Below are 16,381 nucleotides of genomic sequence, written 5' to 3'. Positions count from 1 at the left end.
CTCCTCACCGGGGAGACCGACGCGGAGAGCCGGGCCGTACGGTCCGCGGAGCCCCGCTCCGAAGCGACCGTCTCTCTCGCGCCCGGGGCGCCCGCCGGGGAGGCGTCGTGAAGTTCGACGTCAACCTCTCCATCCTCTTCACCGAACTGCCCCTGCTGGAGCGCCCGGCGGCCGCGGCCAAGGCGGGGTTCGACGCGGTCGAGCTCTGGTGGCCCTTCGACGGCCCCCGACCCGCCGGCCGCGAGATCGACGCGCTGCGGCGCGCGATCGAGGACGCCGGGGTCCGCCTGGCCGGCCTGAACTTCGACGCCGGGGACATGGCCGCGGGCGAGCGGGGCCTGCTGTCCCGGCCCGGCTCCTCGGCGCGGTTCCGCGCGAACGTCGAGGTCGCGGTCGGCCTGGCCGGGGAGCTCGGCTGCCGGACGCTCAACGCCCTGTACGGCAACCGCGCCCCCGAGCTGTCCGCGGGCGCCCAGCGCGACCTGGCCCTGTCCAACCTCTCGCTGGCGGCCCGGGCCGCCGCCGGGATCGGCGCCACGGTCGTGGTCGAGGCGCTCAACTCCCACGAGAACCCGGACTACCCGATCACCTCCTCCGCGGCGGCGTTCGAGGTGATCGACCAGGTGGGCGAGGACAACGTGGCCCTCCTCGCCGACCTGTACCACCTGCACCGCATGGGCGAGGACGTGCTCGCCCTCGTCGACGCGAGCGCGCACCGCTTCGGCCACGTCCAGATCGCCGACGACCCGGGCCGGGGGCGGCCGGGCAGCGGGCGGATGCCGTACGGCCAGATCTTCGAGCGGCTGGAGGCGGCGGGATACCGCGGGCACGTCGGACTCGAATACCGCCCCGCGGGGCCGAGCGAGGAGAGCTTCGGGTGGATCCGGGAGCTTCGGACGGACGAAGGGATGAGCGACCGGTGAACATCGCATTCGTCGGGCTCGGGATCATGGGCGGCCCGATGGCCGCCAACCTGGTCCGGGCCGGGCACGCGGTCGTCGGATACGACGTGAGCGGCGAACGCCTGAACGCGCTCGCCGAGGCGGGCGGGAAGGCGGCGGGCAGCGTCGCCGAGTGCGTCGCGCAGGCGGAGACGGCCATCACCATGCTGCCGGACTCGCCCCAGGTGGAGGAGGTGGCCTTCGGGCCGGACGGCCTGCTGGAGCACGGCCGGAGCGGGCTGCTGCACATCGACATGAGCACCGTGCGGCCGGAGACCTCCCGCAGGGTCGCGCAGGCCGCGGCGGTGAAGGGGATCAGGGCGCTGGACGCCCCGGTCAGCGGCGGCGAGCGCGGCGCGATCGACGGCACCCTGTCCATCATGGTGGGCGGCCACGCCGACGACGTCGAGGCGGCCCGCCCGATCCTGGGCGCGCTGGGCACCACGATCGTGCACGTCGGCCCGGCCGGGGCCGGCCAGACCGTCAAGGCGGCCAACCAGCTGGTCGTCGGGGGGATCTACGGGCTGGTCGCGGAGGCGATCGTGCTGCTGGAGTCCTCCGGGGTCGACCCGGCGGCGGGCCTCGACGTGCTCGCCGGCGGCCTGGCCGGCTCCCGCATCCTCGACCTCAAGCGGCACACCATGGTCAAGCGGCAGTTCACCCCGGGCTTCCGGATCGATCTGCACCACAAGGACATGGGGATCGTGATCGCCGCGGCCCGCGAGGCGGGCGTCGCCCTCCCCCTCGCCGGAGTCGTCGCCCAGCTGATCGCCGCCGCCCGGGCCCAGGGGCTCGGCCCGCTGGACCACTCCGCCCTGCTCAAGGTGATCGAAAGGATCAACGCATGAAGCGGATCCCCTGCATGGAGGCGGTGGTCGCGGTCCTGGAGTCCGAAGGGGTGGACACCGTCTTCGGCATCCCGGGCGCGGCGATCCTCCCCTTCTACGCCGCCCTGCGCGGCAGCTCCGTCCGGCACATCACCGTCCGGCACGAGGAGGGCGGCACCCACGCGGCCGACGGCTGGGCGCGCGTCACCGGCAACGTCGGCGTCTGCGTCGGCACCTCCGGCCCGGCGGGCACCAACATGATCACCGGGCTCTACACCGCGCTCGCCGACTCGATCCCGATGATCTGCGTCACCGGGCAGGCGCCGCGCGCCAAGCTGCACCAGGAGTCCTTCCAGGCGGTCGACATCGTGGAGATCGCCCGGCCCGTCACCAAGTGGGCGGTCCAGCTCAAGGAGCCCGCCCAGGCGCCCTGGGTGTTCCGGGAGGCGTTCCGGATCGCCCGCTCCGGCCGGCCCGGCCCGGTCCTCGTCGATCTCCCGATCGACGTGCAGCGCGGCACCTGCCTGTACGACCCGGAGCTGGACGCGCCGCTGCCGGTGGAGACGCCGCCTCCGCTGCCCGGGGCCGTCCGCAGGGCCGTCGACATGCTCCTGCAGGCCCGGCGCCCGCTGATCCTCGCCGGGGGCGGCGTCGTCATCGCCGGCGCCGCCGAGGAGCTGCGCGCCCTCGCCGAGCACCTGCAGGTGCCCGTCCAGGTCACCCTGATGGGCAAGGGCGCCTTCCCCGAGGACCACGAGCTGTTCGCCGGGATGGCGGGCATCCAGACGCAGACGCGCTGGGGCAACGCCGCGTTCCTGGAGAGCGACCTGGTGCTGGCGGTGGGCGCCAGGTTCGGCGACCGGCACACCGGCGACCTGGACACCTACCGCAAGGGGCGCCGGTTCGTCCACGTCGACATCGAGCCCACCCAGATCGGCCGGGTCTTCGAGCCCGACCTGGGGGTGGTCGGGCACGCCAGGCCCGCGCTGGCGGCCATGGCCGAGGAGGCGCGGCGCCGTACGGACGCCCGGACCGCCGGGCGCTGGCCGCGCCGGGTCGCCGAGCTGCGCCGGACGCTGCTGCGGCGCGACGACTTCGACGACGTGCCGATCAAACCTCCCCGGGTCTTCCGCGAGATCAACGACTTCTTCGGTCCCGACACGACGTTCGTCACCGCGATCGGCCTGTACCAGATCTGGTCGGGCCAGTTCCAGAAGACCTACCTGCCCCGGCGTTACCTGGTCTGCGGACAGGCGGGGCCGCTGGGCTGGGAGGTCCCCGCCGCGATGGGCGTCAAGTGCGCCCACCCGGAGCGCCGGGTGGTGGCCGTCGCGGGCGACTACTCCTTCCAGTTCCTGATGGAGGAGATCGCCGTCGCCGCCCAGTACCGCATCCCCTTCGTCATCGTGATGATCAACAACGAGTATCTCGGCCTGATCCGGCAGGCCGAGATCCCCTACGACATGAACTACGCGGTCGACCTCCACTACGGCGAGGGCGGGATCGACCACGTCAAGCTCATGGAGGCGTTCGGCTGCCCGGCCCGGCGGGTCGAGCGGCCCGGCGACATCCGCGACGCCCTCGCCTGGGCCTCGGCCGAGTCCGAGCGGGAACGGCTGCCCGTGCTCGTCGAGGTGATGGTCGAGCGCGAGGCCAACGCCGCCATGGGGCCCTCGCTCGACGCCATCGCCGAGTTCGAGCCGCTGCCCCGGCCGGAGCTCGCGCTGGCCCTCGACTGGTCCGACTGAGGAGGCGAATCCGTGACGCTCGCATCGACCGGGGGCGGACCCGCGCCGTCCCGCCGACGTGGGGAGGCGAATCCGTGACGCTCATGCTGAAGCCCGGCACGGCCTGGTCCGACGCCTACGAGCAGTGCGTCCTGCGGGCGCCCGAGGCGTTTCACGACGACCGGGTGCTCAACCGCTGGGACGGGAGATGGCAGCGGGACGGCCGGCCCGCGCCGGGCGTCACGCCGGTCGACGGCACCGCCGTCGCCGGACCGCCCCGGCTCGACCGGGGCACGGCGTTCCGCGCGGTCCGGGCGAGCGTCGACGAGCACCGCCTGTGGCGGCACGTCCCGCTCGCCGAGCGCAAGGCGCGCGTGACGGCGGCGCTGGACGCCCTGCGGGCCCACCGCGATCTGCTGGTCCTGCTGCTGGTGTGGGAGATCGGCAAGCCGTGGAAGCTGGCCGCCGCCGACGTCGACCGGTGCGTCGAGGGGGCGCACTGGTACGTCGGGGAGATCGACCGCATGATCGCCGGCCGGGCCCCGCTCGCGGGGCCGGTCAGCAACATCGCCAGCTGGAACTACCCGATGAGCGTGCTCATGCACGCCATGCTCGTGCAGGTCCTCGCGGGCAACGCGGTCATCGCCAAGACCCCCACCGACGGCGGGCTGTCGTGCCTGACCCTCGCCTGCGCCCTGGCCGCCCGGGAGGGGCTGCCCGTCACCCTGGTCAGCGGGTCGGGCGCCGAGCTCTCCCCGGCCCTGGTGCGCGGGCGGGACCTCGGGTGCGTCTCCTTCGTCGGCGGGCGCGACGCCGGCGGCCAGGTGGCCGCCTCACTGGCCGGCCTCGGCCACCGGCACATCCTGGAGCAGGAGGGGCTCAACTGCTGGGGGGTGTGGGAGTACGGCGACTGGGAGAAGCTGGCCGGGCAGATCCGCAAGAGCTTCGACTACGCCAAGCAGCGTTGCACGGCCTACCCCCGGTTCGTGGTGCAGCGCTCCCTCTTCCACGACTTCCTGGCCGCCTACCTGCCCGCCGTCCGCTCGGTGCGGTTCGGCCACCCGCTCGCGGTCGAGGCCCCCGACGACCCGCCGCCGGACCTCGACTTCGGGCCCCTGATCGCGGGCGCGAAGGTCAAGGAGCTCGCCGACCAGGTCGACGAGGCGATCGCCAAGGGAGGGATCCCGCTGCACGTGGGCTCGGTGACCGAGGGCCGGTTCCTGCCGGGCCAGGACACCTCGGCCTACCTGGCGCCCGTCGCGATCCTCACCCCGCCGCCCTCCTCGCCGCTGTTCCACGCCGAGCCGTTCGGCCCCGTCGACACCGTCGTGCTGGTCGACACCGAGGCGGAGCTGCTGGCCGCGATGAACGCCGGCAACGGCGCGCTGGTCGCCACGATCTCCTGCGACGAGGAGGAGACGGCCCGGCGGCTGGCCGAGCAGGTGCGGGCCTTCAAGGTGGGCGTCAACGCGCCCCGCTCGCGCGGGGACCGGGAGGAGCTCTTCGGCGGCCTGGGCGCGTCGTGGCGGGGCGCGTTCGTCGGCGGGGAACTGCTGGTACGGGCCGTCACCCGGGGACCCGAGGGGGAGCGCCTGCCGGGGAACTTCCCCGACTACACGCTCCTCCCAGGCCCCGCATGAGCCTCCCGGCCCTCGCCGATCTCACAGGATTCGCGTGAGCCTCCCGGGACCCGCCGATCTCACAGGATCCGCGTGAGCCTCCCGGGACCCGCCGATCTCGCGGGAGACGGCGGGTCCCGGGGCGCCGGGGCGCGTCAGGCCGCCTGGAGCGCGGCGACCCGGCCGTCCCGGAGCTCCAGGCGTGAGCCGGTGAAGCGGGAGCGCATCCGGCGGTCGTGGGTCACCACCACCAGCGCCCCCCGGTACCCCGCGAGGGCCTGTTCGAGCTCCTCCACCAGCGCGGGAGACAGGTGGTTGGTCGGCTCGTCCAGCAGCAGCAGGTCCACCGGTTCGCTCACCAGGCGGGCCAGTTCGACCCTGCGGCGCTGGCCGTACGACAGCTCGCCGATCCGCAGCCGCAGGTCGGCGCGGCGGAACAGGCCGAGGGAGAGCAGCTCCTCGGCGTGCTCGCCGGCGTCGCCCGGGCGTCCGGCGGCGAACGCCTGGAGTACGGTCAGCCCAGGCTCCCAGGCCGACTCCTCCTGCCGCAGGTATCCCACCGTGCCGGACACCCGTGCCGAGCCGGCGTCCGGCCGGAGCCCGCCGGTCAGGACGCGCATGAGCGTGGTCTTGCCCGCGCCGTTGGGCCCGGTGACGAGCAGCCGTTCCCCGGTCCGGATCCGCAGCTCCGGCAGGTACAGGCGCCCGCTCACCCGCACCTCCCTGAGCTCGGCCCGCAGGCCCGTGAACTCGGCCCGCGGTTCCGTGAGCCCGATCCGCGGTTCCGTGAGCCCGGCCCGCGGTTCCGTGAGCCCGGCCCGCGGTTGAGCGGACCCGGTCTGCGGCGCGGGTGCCGCGGTCCGCCGTCCGGACGGCGGACCGCACGTCTCCCCGCCGGGTCGTCCGGCTCCGTGGATCTCCTGACGGAGGTCTCCGGTGGGCGCTCCAGGATCCCCGGAGACGATGCGCGCGGTGAACCGCAGGGGGTCGGGAGGCGGCGCGACGGGATCGGCCGTCAGCCGCTCCACCCGTTCCCTGGCGTTGCGGAGCCTGCTCATCGCCCCGTGCCCGCGGCCCCGGGCCCGGAACGGGCCGGCCGCGAAGACGGCCAGCGGCAGCTTGCGCGGGATGGCCTCCAGCCGGACCGCGGCGGACTCCGCCAGCTTCCGGCTGCGCGCCAGCTCGGCCCGCCAGTCCTCGTACTCCCGCAGCCGCCTGCGCCGCTCGGCGGCCTTGGCGGTCAGGTAGCCGTCGTAGCCGTCGCCGTAGCGGGCGACCGCGCCGGAGCCGACCTCCAGGATCGTCGAGGTGATCCGTTCGAGGAACACCCGGTCGTGGGTGATCGCGACCACGGTGCCGCGGTGCGCGCGAAGGCGCCGCTCCAGCCAGGCGACGGCCTGGTCGTCCAGGTCGTTGGTCGGCTCGTCGAGCAGGAGCAGCTCCGGCGCGGAGGCCAGCGTGGCGGCCAGGGCCAGGCGGGAGCGTTCCCCTCCGGACAGGGTGCCGAGCGCCCGCCCGCGGTCCAGGCCGGGAAGGCCGAGCCCGTGCAGCGCGATGTCCACGCGGGCGTCGGCCCGGTGGCCGCCGCGCGCCTCGAACCGGGCGAGCAGCTCGCCGTACGCGTCCATGCTCTCCTCGGTCAGTTCGGCCTCGGCCCGCCGGATCCGGGCCTCGAGGTCGCGGAGATCGGCCAGGGCCAGGCCGACGGCGTCGCCCACGGTCGCCTCCGGAGGGAGGTCCAGCGTCTGGGGCAGGTAGCCGACGCCCCCCGGCGCGACCACGGTCAGCTCGCCGTTGTCCGGCCGCTCGTGCCCGGCGAGGAGCTTGAGGAGCGTGGACTTGCCGGAGCCGTTGTCGCCGACGACGCCGACCTTCTCGCCGGGCTTGACGGTGAACGAGACGCGGTCGAGCACGACGCGGTCGTCGTAGCGCTTGGTGACGCCGGCGAGGGCCAGCTGGGAGCCCCGGGCGGGCGGGGTGGGCTGAGCGGAATGAGCGGAATGAGCGGATAGGGCGGTACGCATGGAGGCGTCCTCTTCTCGGCCGGGCCGATCGGAACGGGCGGGGGCGGGTCCGCGCGCGGGGACGGCACGCCCGGCGGGGGCGGATCGTGCGGAGGCGGCGCGGACGGGCGCGACGACGGCGGAGCGCAGCTCTACGCGGTCGTGCGCGTGGCGATCACAGGAAGAGGTAACCCATGCGCGGAACTATACGCGGATGGCGGGGCTATGACAAGACGGTCCGTCTCGTCTTGTTTTATGTCCCTCTCTGAGAGGGTAGGGCGCTTCCTCTCCGGGAAAACAGACATATATCCGTATATGGGGCATGCGAGGCGGGGGGAGATGAGGTCATGGCGGCACCCACAGCCGCGTCCGGACTGCATGCGCCCGGCTCCGGCGATGGACCGCGCAGATTCGGCTGGACGGTGGGGAGGCTGCTCGCGGTCGGTTACGCGATCGCGTTCCTCGCCTTCACGGCCATCGGGTTCAGCTCCTACGCGCAGATCGGCACCTTGCAGGAGGAACTGCGCCGGGTCGAGCACACCCGCCAGGTCCTCGGCCGGATCGGGACCGTCAGCGAGCTGGTGAAGGACGCCGACCGGGCGCAGCGCGGCTACCTCATCACCGGGCGGGATCTCTACCTGGACCCGTACCACCAAGCGGTCGGGCAGGTCGACGCCGAGCTCGGGACGCTGCTCCGGATGACCGCGGACAACCCCCGCCAGCAGGCGATCCTGGGCCGGGTCCGGCAGGCGGCCCAGGCGGAGTTCGACGAGCTGGCCGAGAAGATCCGCCTCCGGCGGGACGAGGGCCTCCAGGCCGTGCAGGCCGCCCTCGGCACCGACCCCGCCAGGCAGGCCATGCTCCAGTTCCAGGAACTGCTGAACCAGGTGGAACAGGAAGAGGCACGCCTGCTCGCGTTGCGTGAGCGGGCCAGCGAGGAGAGCACCGCCGACGCCCGGAACGTGATCCTGTGGGGCTCGCTGGGCGCGGCGCTGCTGGCCGGAGTCGTGGCGTGGCGGACGACCCGCAAGGTGACCGTCTCGGTGGAGGAGGTGAAGACCGCCGCCCAGCGCGTCGCGGCCGGTGACGCGAGCCGTCCCGCCGAGGTGCACGACCCGCTGGAGATGGCGCAGATGGCCGACGCGGTCAACGGTTCGATCGAGGTCATCTCCCGGGCGCGGGACGAGGCGCTGGTCGCGGCGGCGGCCAAGGCGTCGTTCCTGGCGACCATGAGCCACGAGATCCGCACCCCCATGAACGCCGTCATCGGCATGACGGACCTGCTGCTGGAGACCGACCTCGACCCCGACCAGCACGAGCTCGCCGAGACCGTGCGCAACAGCGGCGAAGCCCTGCTCTCCGTCATCAACGACATCCTCGACTACTCCAAGATCGAATCCGGTCAGCTCGATCTCGAGGACGAGCCGTTCGACGTGCGGGAGTGCCTGGAGGGCACCCTCGCCCTGATGGCGCTGGCGGCCGAGAGCAAGGGCCTCGAGCTGGTCGGGAACGTCGACCCGAACTGCCCCCGGGTGCTGCGCGGCGACATGACGCGACTGCGGCAGATAGTGGTCAACCTGCTCAGCAACGCCGTGAAGTTCACCGCCGTGGGGGAGGTCGTCGTCACCGCGGACGCGGAGCGGCTCCCGGGCGGCCAGGACGGCCCGGTCCGCCTCCGGGTCGCGGTCCGGGACACCGGGATCGGCATCCCCGCCGACCGGATGGACCGCCTGTTCCGCTCGTTCAGCCAGGTGGACGAGTCCACCACCCGCCGGTACGGCGGCACCGGCCTCGGCCTGGTGATCAGCAAGCGGCTCGCCACGGCCATGGGCGGCGACCTGACGGTCGAGAGCGAGCCCGGCGTCGGCTCCACCTTCACCCTGACCGCGATGCTGGCCGCCTGCCCCGAGCACCCGGACCCCGGGCCGCCGCCCGCCAGCGTGGAGCTCGCCGGGCACTCGGCCCTGGTCGTGGACGACAACGCGACCAACCGGCACGTGCTGCGGCGGCAGCTCACCAGCTGGGGCATGCGGTGCACCGACGTCGGCTCGCCCGCCGAGGCGGTGGAACTGCTCGCCGCCGGCCGCACCTACGACGTCGCCGTCCTGGACATGCACATGCCGGGGATGGACGGCGAGCAGCTGGCCCAGGTCCTGCGGGACCTCGAGGCCGGCCGGGACCTGCCGCTGGTGCTGCTGTCGAGCGTGCACTGGCGCACCAAGGGCGGGTCGCGGAAGCTGTTCGACGCCGTGCTCACCAAGCCGGCCCGCAGCGCCGTGCTGCGGGAGAAGCTGGCGAGCGCGATAGCGCGCAGGCCGGCCGGCGCGCCCGAGGCGACCGCCACCGGCCGGGAGGAGGAGGTCCCGCCCGGCGGGATCGGCGGACAGCATCCGCTGACCGTCCTCCTGGCCGAGGACAACCCGGTCAACCAGAAAGTCGCGGAGCGCATGCTGAGCAGGCTCGGCCACCGCGTCGAGACGGTCGGCGACGGCGCGGAGGCGGTCGAGGCGGTACGGCGGGCCGCCTACGACGTGATCCTCATGGACATGCACATGCCGGAGATGGACGGACTGGAGGCGACCCGGCGGATCAGGGCCGAGCAGTCCGGGGACGGGCCGTACATCGTGGCGCTGACCGCCAGCGTGCTCGGCGAGGACCGGGACGCCTGCCAGGCCGCCGGCATGGACGACTACCTGGCCAAGCCGGTGCGCGCGCACGAGCTGGAGGAGCTCCTCGAACGGCTGCGGCCCGCCCGCCCCTCTCCCGATGCGGCCGACGTTCCCGGCACGGGCGAGGTTCCTGGCGTGGGCGAGGCCCCCGGAACGGCCGGCGTCCCAGCCGACGTCTCTGCCGACGTCCCCGGTACGGCCGACGCCTCCGGCGACGCGGCGCCGCCGGAGGCGGTGGGCCTGTCCGGGGCGCTGGAGGAAGCCGGCGGCGGTCCGGGGACGCCGGACGACTCCGGCGTCCCGGAGAGGGAGGTCGCGATCAGGCATCGTCTCGACGAGATCGCCGGGCCGGACGCGGGAGGGGACGACTGGGAGATGGTCGAGTTCCTCGCCACCTCCTTCGTCAGCAAGGCCCCGGCCTCCGTCGCGGAACTGGAGGAGGCCGTCGGCCGGGGCGAGCCCGCGGATGTGGAGAAGCAGGCGCACAGCCTGAAGGGCTCGGCCGTCAACATGGGGGCCACCGCCCTGGCGGAGCTGTGCGCCCGGCTGGAGGATCAGGGCAGGGCGGGACGGCTCTCCGACACCGAGGACACGCTGCACGCGATCAAGGACGAGCTCGCTCTCGTCAGCGACACGATCGAGAGCCTGCGGCCCGAGATCGAGCAGCAGGCGCACGCCGCGGCGGGCCGTCCGCGGTGACCGCGGCCGTTCGTGGCGGCGGCCGTTCCGTGATGACCGCAGCCGTTCCGTGATGACCGTGGCGGTACGTGATAGCCGCGGCCGTTCGAGGGGGCGGGGACGCGTGAGGGCGCCCGCTCGGGGTGGTCCGCGCCTTACCCGGGGTTGTCCGCGTGGGTCAGGGTCTCCCAGGCGACGAAGAGCTTGTCCGTGCCGGCGGGACGCTTCTGCTCGGTCAGGATCCGGGTGTTGGGCATGTGGACGCCCAGGCGGTTGTGCAGGGCGTTGAAGCCGACCTCGGTGACCGGACCCACCGTCAGCTTGATCGATCCGCCGCAGAGCCAGGACGGGATGGACGGGGCGAGCTGGTAGCGGGCGTGGAAGCCCAGCGCGTGCCGGAGCCGCTCGCGGACCTGCGGGTAGATGTCGTGGCCCTGGATGCGGGCGGTCTCGGCGACGTGGGAGATGGCCGCGATGCCGTACCCGGTGTGGGTGAAGTCGCGGCAGGACTCCTGGGAGATCCCGTCGACGAAGGTGGACTGGCCGTACCAGTACTCGATCACCTGGGCCTTCGTCTTGTACCTGCCGCCGGGCGGCGGCTCGGGGACGTCGCCGTCGGACTTCAGGTAGATGTAGGCGGGGACGCGGCGCAGGAAGCGGGCCATGGCCCAGTCGTAGGTGGTGCGGTCCTCCAGGAACACCGAGATGCCGATCGCGGCGTCCATCATGGTCAGTTCCCAGTTGCCGTTGTAGTTGGCGAACTTGTCGCCCTGCGTGATCTCCGGCAGGTAGGCGTTGCGGAGCATGCCGGCGAAGCGGTTCGCCGAGGCGGCGGGCCACTTGCCGTAGGCGTGGCGGATGATCTCGCCCGCCCGGGGCCACACGGCGCCGGCCCAGGCGGCCTGGAGCGCCGCGTTGGTGTTGGTGTGGTCCTTGTGGACGGCGGACCAGGCGTCCATGATCTCGATCGCCTTCCTGGCGTACCGCTCGTCACGGGTGACGTACCAGGCAAGGGAGAGGGTGTAGGCGGAGATCGCGTCCACGCGCTCGTCGACGCAGCCGTGGTTGGGATTGGAGTACGAGCCGCACTCCACGACGGCCCGCGCCAGGGGGGTCCGGGTCAGGGAGGCGTACGGGCCGGCCATCATCGCGTCGTAGGCCTTCTTCCACGGCTGGGCGCCCGCCCGCACCTGAGCGCGGACGAAGTCCAGCTGCGCCCGGCTGACCAGGACGCCGGGGTGCTTGAAGACGGAGGGCGCCGTCATCCCCGTCGCGGCGGGCGCGGCCTGCGCCGTACGGGACTCCCCGCCCTGAGCCGTGCCGGCCGCGAGGGCGGGTCCGGAGAGCAGGCCGGTGGCCGACAGGGCGGCCAGCAGGACGGCCGCCCGGGAGGAGCTCCGGCGCCGGGCGCGGGGCGTCGTGATGGTGCGCATGGGGGGTGTCTTCCTTCCGGTCCCGCGGATCCCGCGGCCGGTCGTCCCGCAGGCGGGGGCTGGCCGACAGAACCCACAATGGTGCCCGAATCTAGACAGAGTCCCGCAATCGCGTCAAATATTCCTATACAGCTTTATTTGCTCTTAATGGAGCCAAAAGGTGGATTTATGGCTTGGGTGCCCGCGCGGCGTGCCGCGGGGAGGCCCCGGTCCCTGTGAAGCCCCGGTCCTAGAAGGCGCCGAACCGGTCGGCGGCCAGCAGGAGCAGGAAGGTGAGCAGCGCGACCCGCAGGATCCGGCCCTTGAAGCTCAGCGACGGCCACGACATGTAGGCCAGCCACACGACGAAGGCGGCCACCACGAGCGCCGCCAGCCCGCCCCAGAAGGACGGCAGCGCGAAGCCGGCCAGCAGCAGGATCACCAGGACCGCCGGGACGATCCACCGCGGGAGCTGGAAGAGGAAGACCATGGGCGCCGCGCTGAGCCGCTCGATCTTCTGCCGCAGGCCGGTGGCGCCCGGGGTGAAGAACTGCTCGCCCGGGGGGAGGGGGCGCCGGGCGGACGGGCGGCGCGGCCCGGAGCCCCGGCCCGGCGCCGTACGGCCCGGGGAGCGCTGGGCGAGGGGGTGGGCGGGCCGCCCGGGACGGTCGTCGGAGCTGCTCTTGTCGGCCACGGCCAGAGCCTAACGCCGGTGCGCCCGGCGCGACATGGTCCGCGGCGCATCCCGTCCGGCGGCGGCGCCCGGTTCGCGCTGCTTGTTCCCGTGCCGGGGCGTACGTAGAATCGGCGACGGCGAGCTCCGACGCCGAACCTCCTTGATCGGGTACCCACGCTGCCCGTGATCCACGGAGGCAAAGGGGACGTACGTGCCTCCGGAAGACTGCGGGTCCCGTGTGCCGACCGACGTCGCGGCAGGCTGACCGGCAGGCGTGGGCTGTCCTCGGCCGCATGCCGCGAACGCGGAGTCACCATGACCAGCAAGAAGCAGCTCAAGGCCCGGATCCGGGCGCGGATGGCCAAGACCGGCGAGAGCTACACCGCCGCCCGCCGCCACGTCGTCGAACGGCCCGAGACGCCCGCCGACGGTTCCTGGACCTTCCACGGCGGACGCCATCCCAACAGCGCGGCCATCGCCGGCGTCCTCGCCAACCGGGGCGCCGCGATCGGCGAGCCGCTCGTCTTCCTCGCCGGGGGCGGCCTCGGCGCCGGGTACATCCTGTGGGAGTTCAAGCACGACGACAGCCGCCACGTCGTGCTCGGCTTCAGCAACCAGTGGCAGTACCACGACCGCTGGATGGCCAAGACCCTCGACCGGCTCGGCGTCGCCTTCACCGCGCACACCACCGCGGGGGCCAAGGGCGCGGCGAAGCTCCTGGCCGGGGAACTGGACGCCGGGCGGCCGTGCATCGTGCTGCCCGACCGCTACCACGTCGGCTACTGGGGCTTCCCGGCGAGCATGGACGGCTACGGCGGGCACCCGGTGGTCGCCTACCGGCGCGACGGGACGGACGTGTTCGTCGACGACCGGGGGACGGTCCCGATCCGGGTCCCGCACGCGCGGATGGACGCCGCCAGGGCCCGCGTGTCGTCCTACAAGAACATCACGCACGTCCTGGAGCCCGCGGAGATCGGCCCCGAGCGGCTGGCGGAGGCCGTACGGGAGGGGCTGCGCGACGCCGCCGCCCACCTGAGCGCGTCCTCCGACTCGTTCTCCCTGCCCGCCTGGCGCAAGTGGTCGCGGCTGCTCGTGGACACCCGCAACGCCAAGGCGTGGCCGAAGGTGTTCGCCGACGGGCGGGGCCTGGCCGGGGCGCTGCTGTCGGTGTGGGAGGGCGCCGAGCCGGTCGGCATGGACGGCGGGAACCTCCGCGACCTGTTCGCCGACGGGCTGGACGAGGCGGCGGGCCTGCTCGGCCTCCCCCTGGGGGGACTGGCCGGGGAGTTCCGCCGGATCCACGGCCTCTGGCACGCCCTGGCCGAGGCGGCGTTCCCGTACGACGTCCCGGAGTTCGCCCGGATGCGGGAGCTCACCGCCGCGATCCGCGAGTCCCTGCTCTCGGAGGGCACGGCGGGCGGCGAGAGCGCGGAGCTGTGGGAGCTCCGCGCGGAGGTGGACCGCGTCCCGCCGGTCAAGGACGTCGAGGCTCTCTTCGCCGACCTGAGTGAGCGCCTCGCGGAGATCTACCGGGCGGAGACGGAGGCGGTCGCCGCGCTCCGGGAGATCGTCGCCTGACGCGCCGCGTGATCCGCCCGGAGGAGTGTCTGGCATGCTGGGCGGATGCTCGCTCTCATCCGTTATTCGGTGCCGCAGGGTCAGACTGACGAATTCCTGGTTCAGGCACACGGGATCGCCGACACCCTGGCCGCGCAGCCGGGATACGTGCGCGGCCGGGTGTCGAGGTCGGTGGACGAGCCCGAACTGTGGGCGCTGGTCAGCGAGTGGGAGGGCGCCGGCTTCTACCGGAGGGCGCTCGGCGCGGCGCGGATGGCGATGTATCCGCTGATGACGCTGATGATCAACGAGCCCAGCGCGTTCGAGGACGTCGAGCGGCCCTGACCCGGGCCGGGGCCGCCGTGACGGGCGGACGCGGCGAGCGGGCGGCGGGGCGGCGGGGCGGAACGAGGTTCGCAAAGCAGCCGCCGGGGGGCAAGGCGGGAGGATGGCGAATGCGCGCGACCGCTCGTCCCGGCCTCCCCTAAGCTGGTCTCTCGACCAATTCCTCGCCGACCTCCAGCCGGATGGAGATTTTCCCTTATGGCACGCCGTACGGACATCATGGACACCATCGTCAGCCTCGCCAAGCGACGTGGGCTCGTCTACCCCTCCAGCGAGATCTACGGAGGCCTGCGCGCGTCGTGGGACTACGGGCCGCTGGGCGTCGAGCTGAAGAACAACGTCAAGCGCGAGTGGTGGAAGTCCATGGTCCAGGGCCGGGAGGACATCGTCGGCCTGGACTCCTGCGTCATCCTCGCCCGTGAGGTGTGGCAGGCCAGCGGCCACGTGGAGACCTTCACCGACCCCCTCACCGAGTGCCAGTCGTGCCACAAGCGCTACCGTGCCGACCACCTCGAGGAGGCCTACGAGGAGAAGCACGGCAGGCCGCCCGCGGAGGGCCTGGCCGACATCACCTGCCCCAACTGCGGCACCAAGGGCGCCTTCACCGCGCCCAAGCAGTTCAGCGGCCTGCTGAAGACCTACCTCGGCGCGGTCGAGGACGAGTCCGGCCTGGCCTACCTGCGGCCGGAGACCGCGCAGGGCATCTTCATCAACTACCTCAACGTGCAGCAGTCGGCGCGCAAGAAGATCCCGTTCGGCATCGGCCAGATCGGCAAGTCGTTCCGCAACGAGATCACCCCGGGCAACTTCATCTTCCGCACCCGCGAGTTCGAGCAGATGGAGATGGAGTTCTTCGTCAAGCCCGGCACCGACGAGGAGTGGCACCAGCACTGGATCGACGAGCGCATGCGCTGGTACGTCGACCTGGGCGTCAACCCGGACAACCTCCGGCTCTACGAGCACCCCAAGGAGAAGCTGTCCCACTACTCCACCCGGACCGTCGACATCGAGTACCGCTTCAACTTCACCGGCAGCGAGTGGGGTGAGCTGGAGGGCATCGCCAACCGCACCGACTACGACCTGTCCACGCACTCGAAGGTCTCCGGCACCGACCTGAGCTTCTTCGAGCAGGACACCGGCGAGCGGTACGTCCCCTACGTGATCGAGCCCGCGGCCGGCGTCGACCGCACCGCGCTCATGTTCATGATGGACGCCTACAGCGAGGACGAGGCGCCCAACGCCAAGGGCGTCATGGAGAAGCGCACGGTCATGCGTCTCGACCACCGCCTCGCGCCGGTCAAGGTGGCGGTGCTCCCGCTGTCGCGAAACGCCGACCTGTCGCCGAAGGCCAAGGACCTGGCCGCGCGGCTCCGCAAGCGCTGGAACGTCGAGTTCGACGACGCGGGCGCGATCGGCCGCCGCTACCGCCGCCAGGACGAGATCGGCACGCCGTTCTGCGTCACCGTCGACTTCGACACCCTTGAGGACCACGCCGTGACCGTCCGCGAGCGTGACTCGATGAGCCAGCAGCGCGTCGCCCTCGACCAGGTGGAGTCCTACCTCCGCCAGCACCTCAACGACTGACGCGTCCCGACCGCCGACAGACCTCGACCGCTGAGGGACCTCGACCACTGACGGACCTCGACCGCCGAGGGTCCGCACGCCGTACGGCCCGCATTCCGCCATCCGGGGTGCGGGCCGTACTGCTCTTGATCCGAGGGTCCGGGCGGGGGCGGGAGCGGGCTCTGAACCTCCCGTGAACGTGTTTGAATGATGAGGCAATTGGTGTAAACCAATTGGTTTATACCAATTCCTCGGATGATCGATATCACTGCGACTTTAGATGGACTTTGAATTGGATTAGACCGGTCGATGGGCTCTGACCTGCGCAGATCCCTGCCTGTCTGGTAAGTGACGTTTCGGTTGG

11 protein-coding genes are annotated in these 16,381 nt (G+C 72.6%); 8 read left to right on the top strand and 3 right to left on the bottom strand.

The annotated features are described in order from the left end of the window. Window positions 1-107 precede the first annotated feature (107 nt). The 4 genes from Plo01_RS37940 (at window position 108) to Plo01_RS37925 (ending at window position 5,135) form a co-directional block, all read left to right on the top strand. Entirely contained in the window at window positions 108-923 is an 816-nt protein-coding gene (locus tag Plo01_RS37940) for a hydroxypyruvate isomerase family protein (protein ID WP_203895631.1), read from the top strand. After that, window positions 920-1,789 carry a 2-hydroxy-3-oxopropionate reductase gene (locus tag Plo01_RS37935; protein WP_203895630.1) on the top strand — a complete coding sequence of 290 codons (870 nt, stop codon included), beginning with the start codon at window positions 920-922 and terminating at the stop codon, window positions 1,787-1,789. The genes Plo01_RS37940 and Plo01_RS37935 overlap by 4 nt, the downstream gene beginning before the upstream one ends. Beyond that, a complete protein-coding gene (gene gcl / locus Plo01_RS37930; protein WP_203895629.1) occupies window positions 1,786-3,516 on the top strand; it encodes a glyoxylate carboligase in 1,731 nt (576 codons plus the stop codon). The genes Plo01_RS37935 and gcl overlap by 4 nt, the downstream gene beginning before the upstream one ends. Before the next feature lie 83 nt (window positions 3,517-3,599). Continuing rightward, window positions 3,600-5,135, top strand: coding sequence for an aldehyde dehydrogenase family protein (locus tag Plo01_RS37925; protein ID WP_203895634.1), 1,536 nt, complete (start codon window positions 3,600-3,602; stop codon window positions 5,133-5,135). A gap of 134 nt (window positions 5,136-5,269) precedes the next feature. Here the strand turns inward: Plo01_RS37925 and Plo01_RS37920 are convergent, their stop codons facing one another. Beyond that, window positions 5,270-7,138, bottom strand: a complete 1,869-nt coding sequence (locus Plo01_RS37920) for an ABC-F family ATP-binding cassette domain-containing protein (protein ID WP_203895628.1) — start codon at window positions 7,136-7,138, stop codon at window positions 5,270-5,272. Between the two features lie 326 nt (window positions 7,139-7,464). Here Plo01_RS37920 and Plo01_RS37915 point away from each other — a divergent pair, with 326 nt between their 5' ends. Further along, window positions 7,465-10,485: a response regulator gene (locus Plo01_RS37915; protein WP_203895627.1), complete on the top strand. Its 3,021-nt coding sequence runs from the start codon at window positions 7,465-7,467 to the stop codon at window positions 10,483-10,485. Between the two features lie 134 nt (window positions 10,486-10,619). On the opposite strand, the gene Plo01_RS37910 is transcribed toward Plo01_RS37915, so the two are convergent. Further along, window positions 10,620-11,897 carry an alginate lyase family protein gene (locus tag Plo01_RS37910; protein ID WP_203895626.1) on the bottom strand — a complete coding sequence of 426 codons (1,278 nt, stop codon included), beginning with the start codon at window positions 11,895-11,897 and terminating at the stop codon, window positions 10,620-10,622. Between the two features lie 229 nt (window positions 11,898-12,126). Further along, window positions 12,127-12,570, bottom strand: a complete 444-nt coding sequence (locus Plo01_RS37905) for a DUF6703 family protein (protein WP_203895625.1) — start codon at window positions 12,568-12,570, stop codon at window positions 12,127-12,129. Window positions 12,571-12,867: 297 nt separating this feature from the next. On the opposite strand from Plo01_RS37905, the gene Plo01_RS37900 reads away from it, so the two are divergent. The 3 genes from Plo01_RS37900 to Plo01_RS37890 all read left to right on the top strand — a co-directional run bounded on the left by Plo01_RS37900 (window position 12,868) and on the right by Plo01_RS37890 (window position 16,038). Further along, the gene (locus Plo01_RS37900) at window positions 12,868-14,130 is read left to right on the top strand and encodes a BtrH N-terminal domain-containing protein (protein WP_203895624.1); all 1,263 of its coding nucleotides are present in this window, start codon (window positions 12,868-12,870) and stop codon (window positions 14,128-14,130) included. 45 nt (window positions 14,131-14,175) lie between these two features. Continuing rightward, the gene (locus tag Plo01_RS37895) at window positions 14,176-14,454 is read left to right on the top strand and encodes an antibiotic biosynthesis monooxygenase family protein (protein ID WP_203895623.1); all 279 of its coding nucleotides are present in this window, start codon (window positions 14,176-14,178) and stop codon (window positions 14,452-14,454) included. Window positions 14,455-14,652: 198 nt separating this feature from the next. Beyond that, a complete protein-coding gene (locus tag Plo01_RS37890) occupies window positions 14,653-16,038 on the top strand; it encodes a glycine--tRNA ligase (RefSeq protein ID WP_203895622.1) in 1,386 nt (461 codons plus the stop codon). Window positions 16,039-16,381: the final 343 nt, after the last annotated feature.

It is taken from the genome of Planobispora longispora (genome assembly GCF_016863135.1).
GTDB classification, from domain to species: Bacteria; Actinomycetota; Actinomycetes; order Streptosporangiales; family Streptosporangiaceae; genus Planobispora; species Planobispora longispora.
The sequence above is the reverse complement of the archived record's forward strand: the minus strand, read 5'-3'. Positions and strand labels throughout refer to the sequence as shown.

Coding starts and splice junctions, on each gene's coding strand:
- gcl (WP_203895629.1), top strand. CDS start 1,786: ATGAAGCGGATCCCCTGCATGGAGGCGGTGGTCGCGGTCCTGGAGTCC.
- Plo01_RS37925 (WP_203895634.1), top strand. CDS start 3,600: ATGCTGAAGCCCGGCACGGCCTGGTCCGACGCCTACGAGCAGTGCGTC.
- Plo01_RS37920 (WP_203895628.1), bottom strand. CDS start 7,138: ATGCGTACCGCCCTATCCGCTCATTCCGCTCATTCCGCTCAGCCCACC.
- Plo01_RS37915 (WP_203895627.1), top strand. CDS start 7,465: ATGGCGGCACCCACAGCCGCGTCCGGACTGCATGCGCCCGGCTCCGGC.
- Plo01_RS37910 (WP_203895626.1), bottom strand. CDS start 11,897: ATGCGCACCATCACGACGCCCCGCGCCCGGCGCCGGAGCTCCTCCCGG.
- Plo01_RS37900 (WP_203895624.1), top strand. CDS start 12,868: ATGACCAGCAAGAAGCAGCTCAAGGCCCGGATCCGGGCGCGGATGGCC.
- Plo01_RS37895 (WP_203895623.1), top strand. CDS start 14,176: ATGCTCGCTCTCATCCGTTATTCGGTGCCGCAGGGTCAGACTGACGAA.
- Plo01_RS37890 (WP_203895622.1), top strand. CDS start 14,653: ATGGCACGCCGTACGGACATCATGGACACCATCGTCAGCCTCGCCAAG.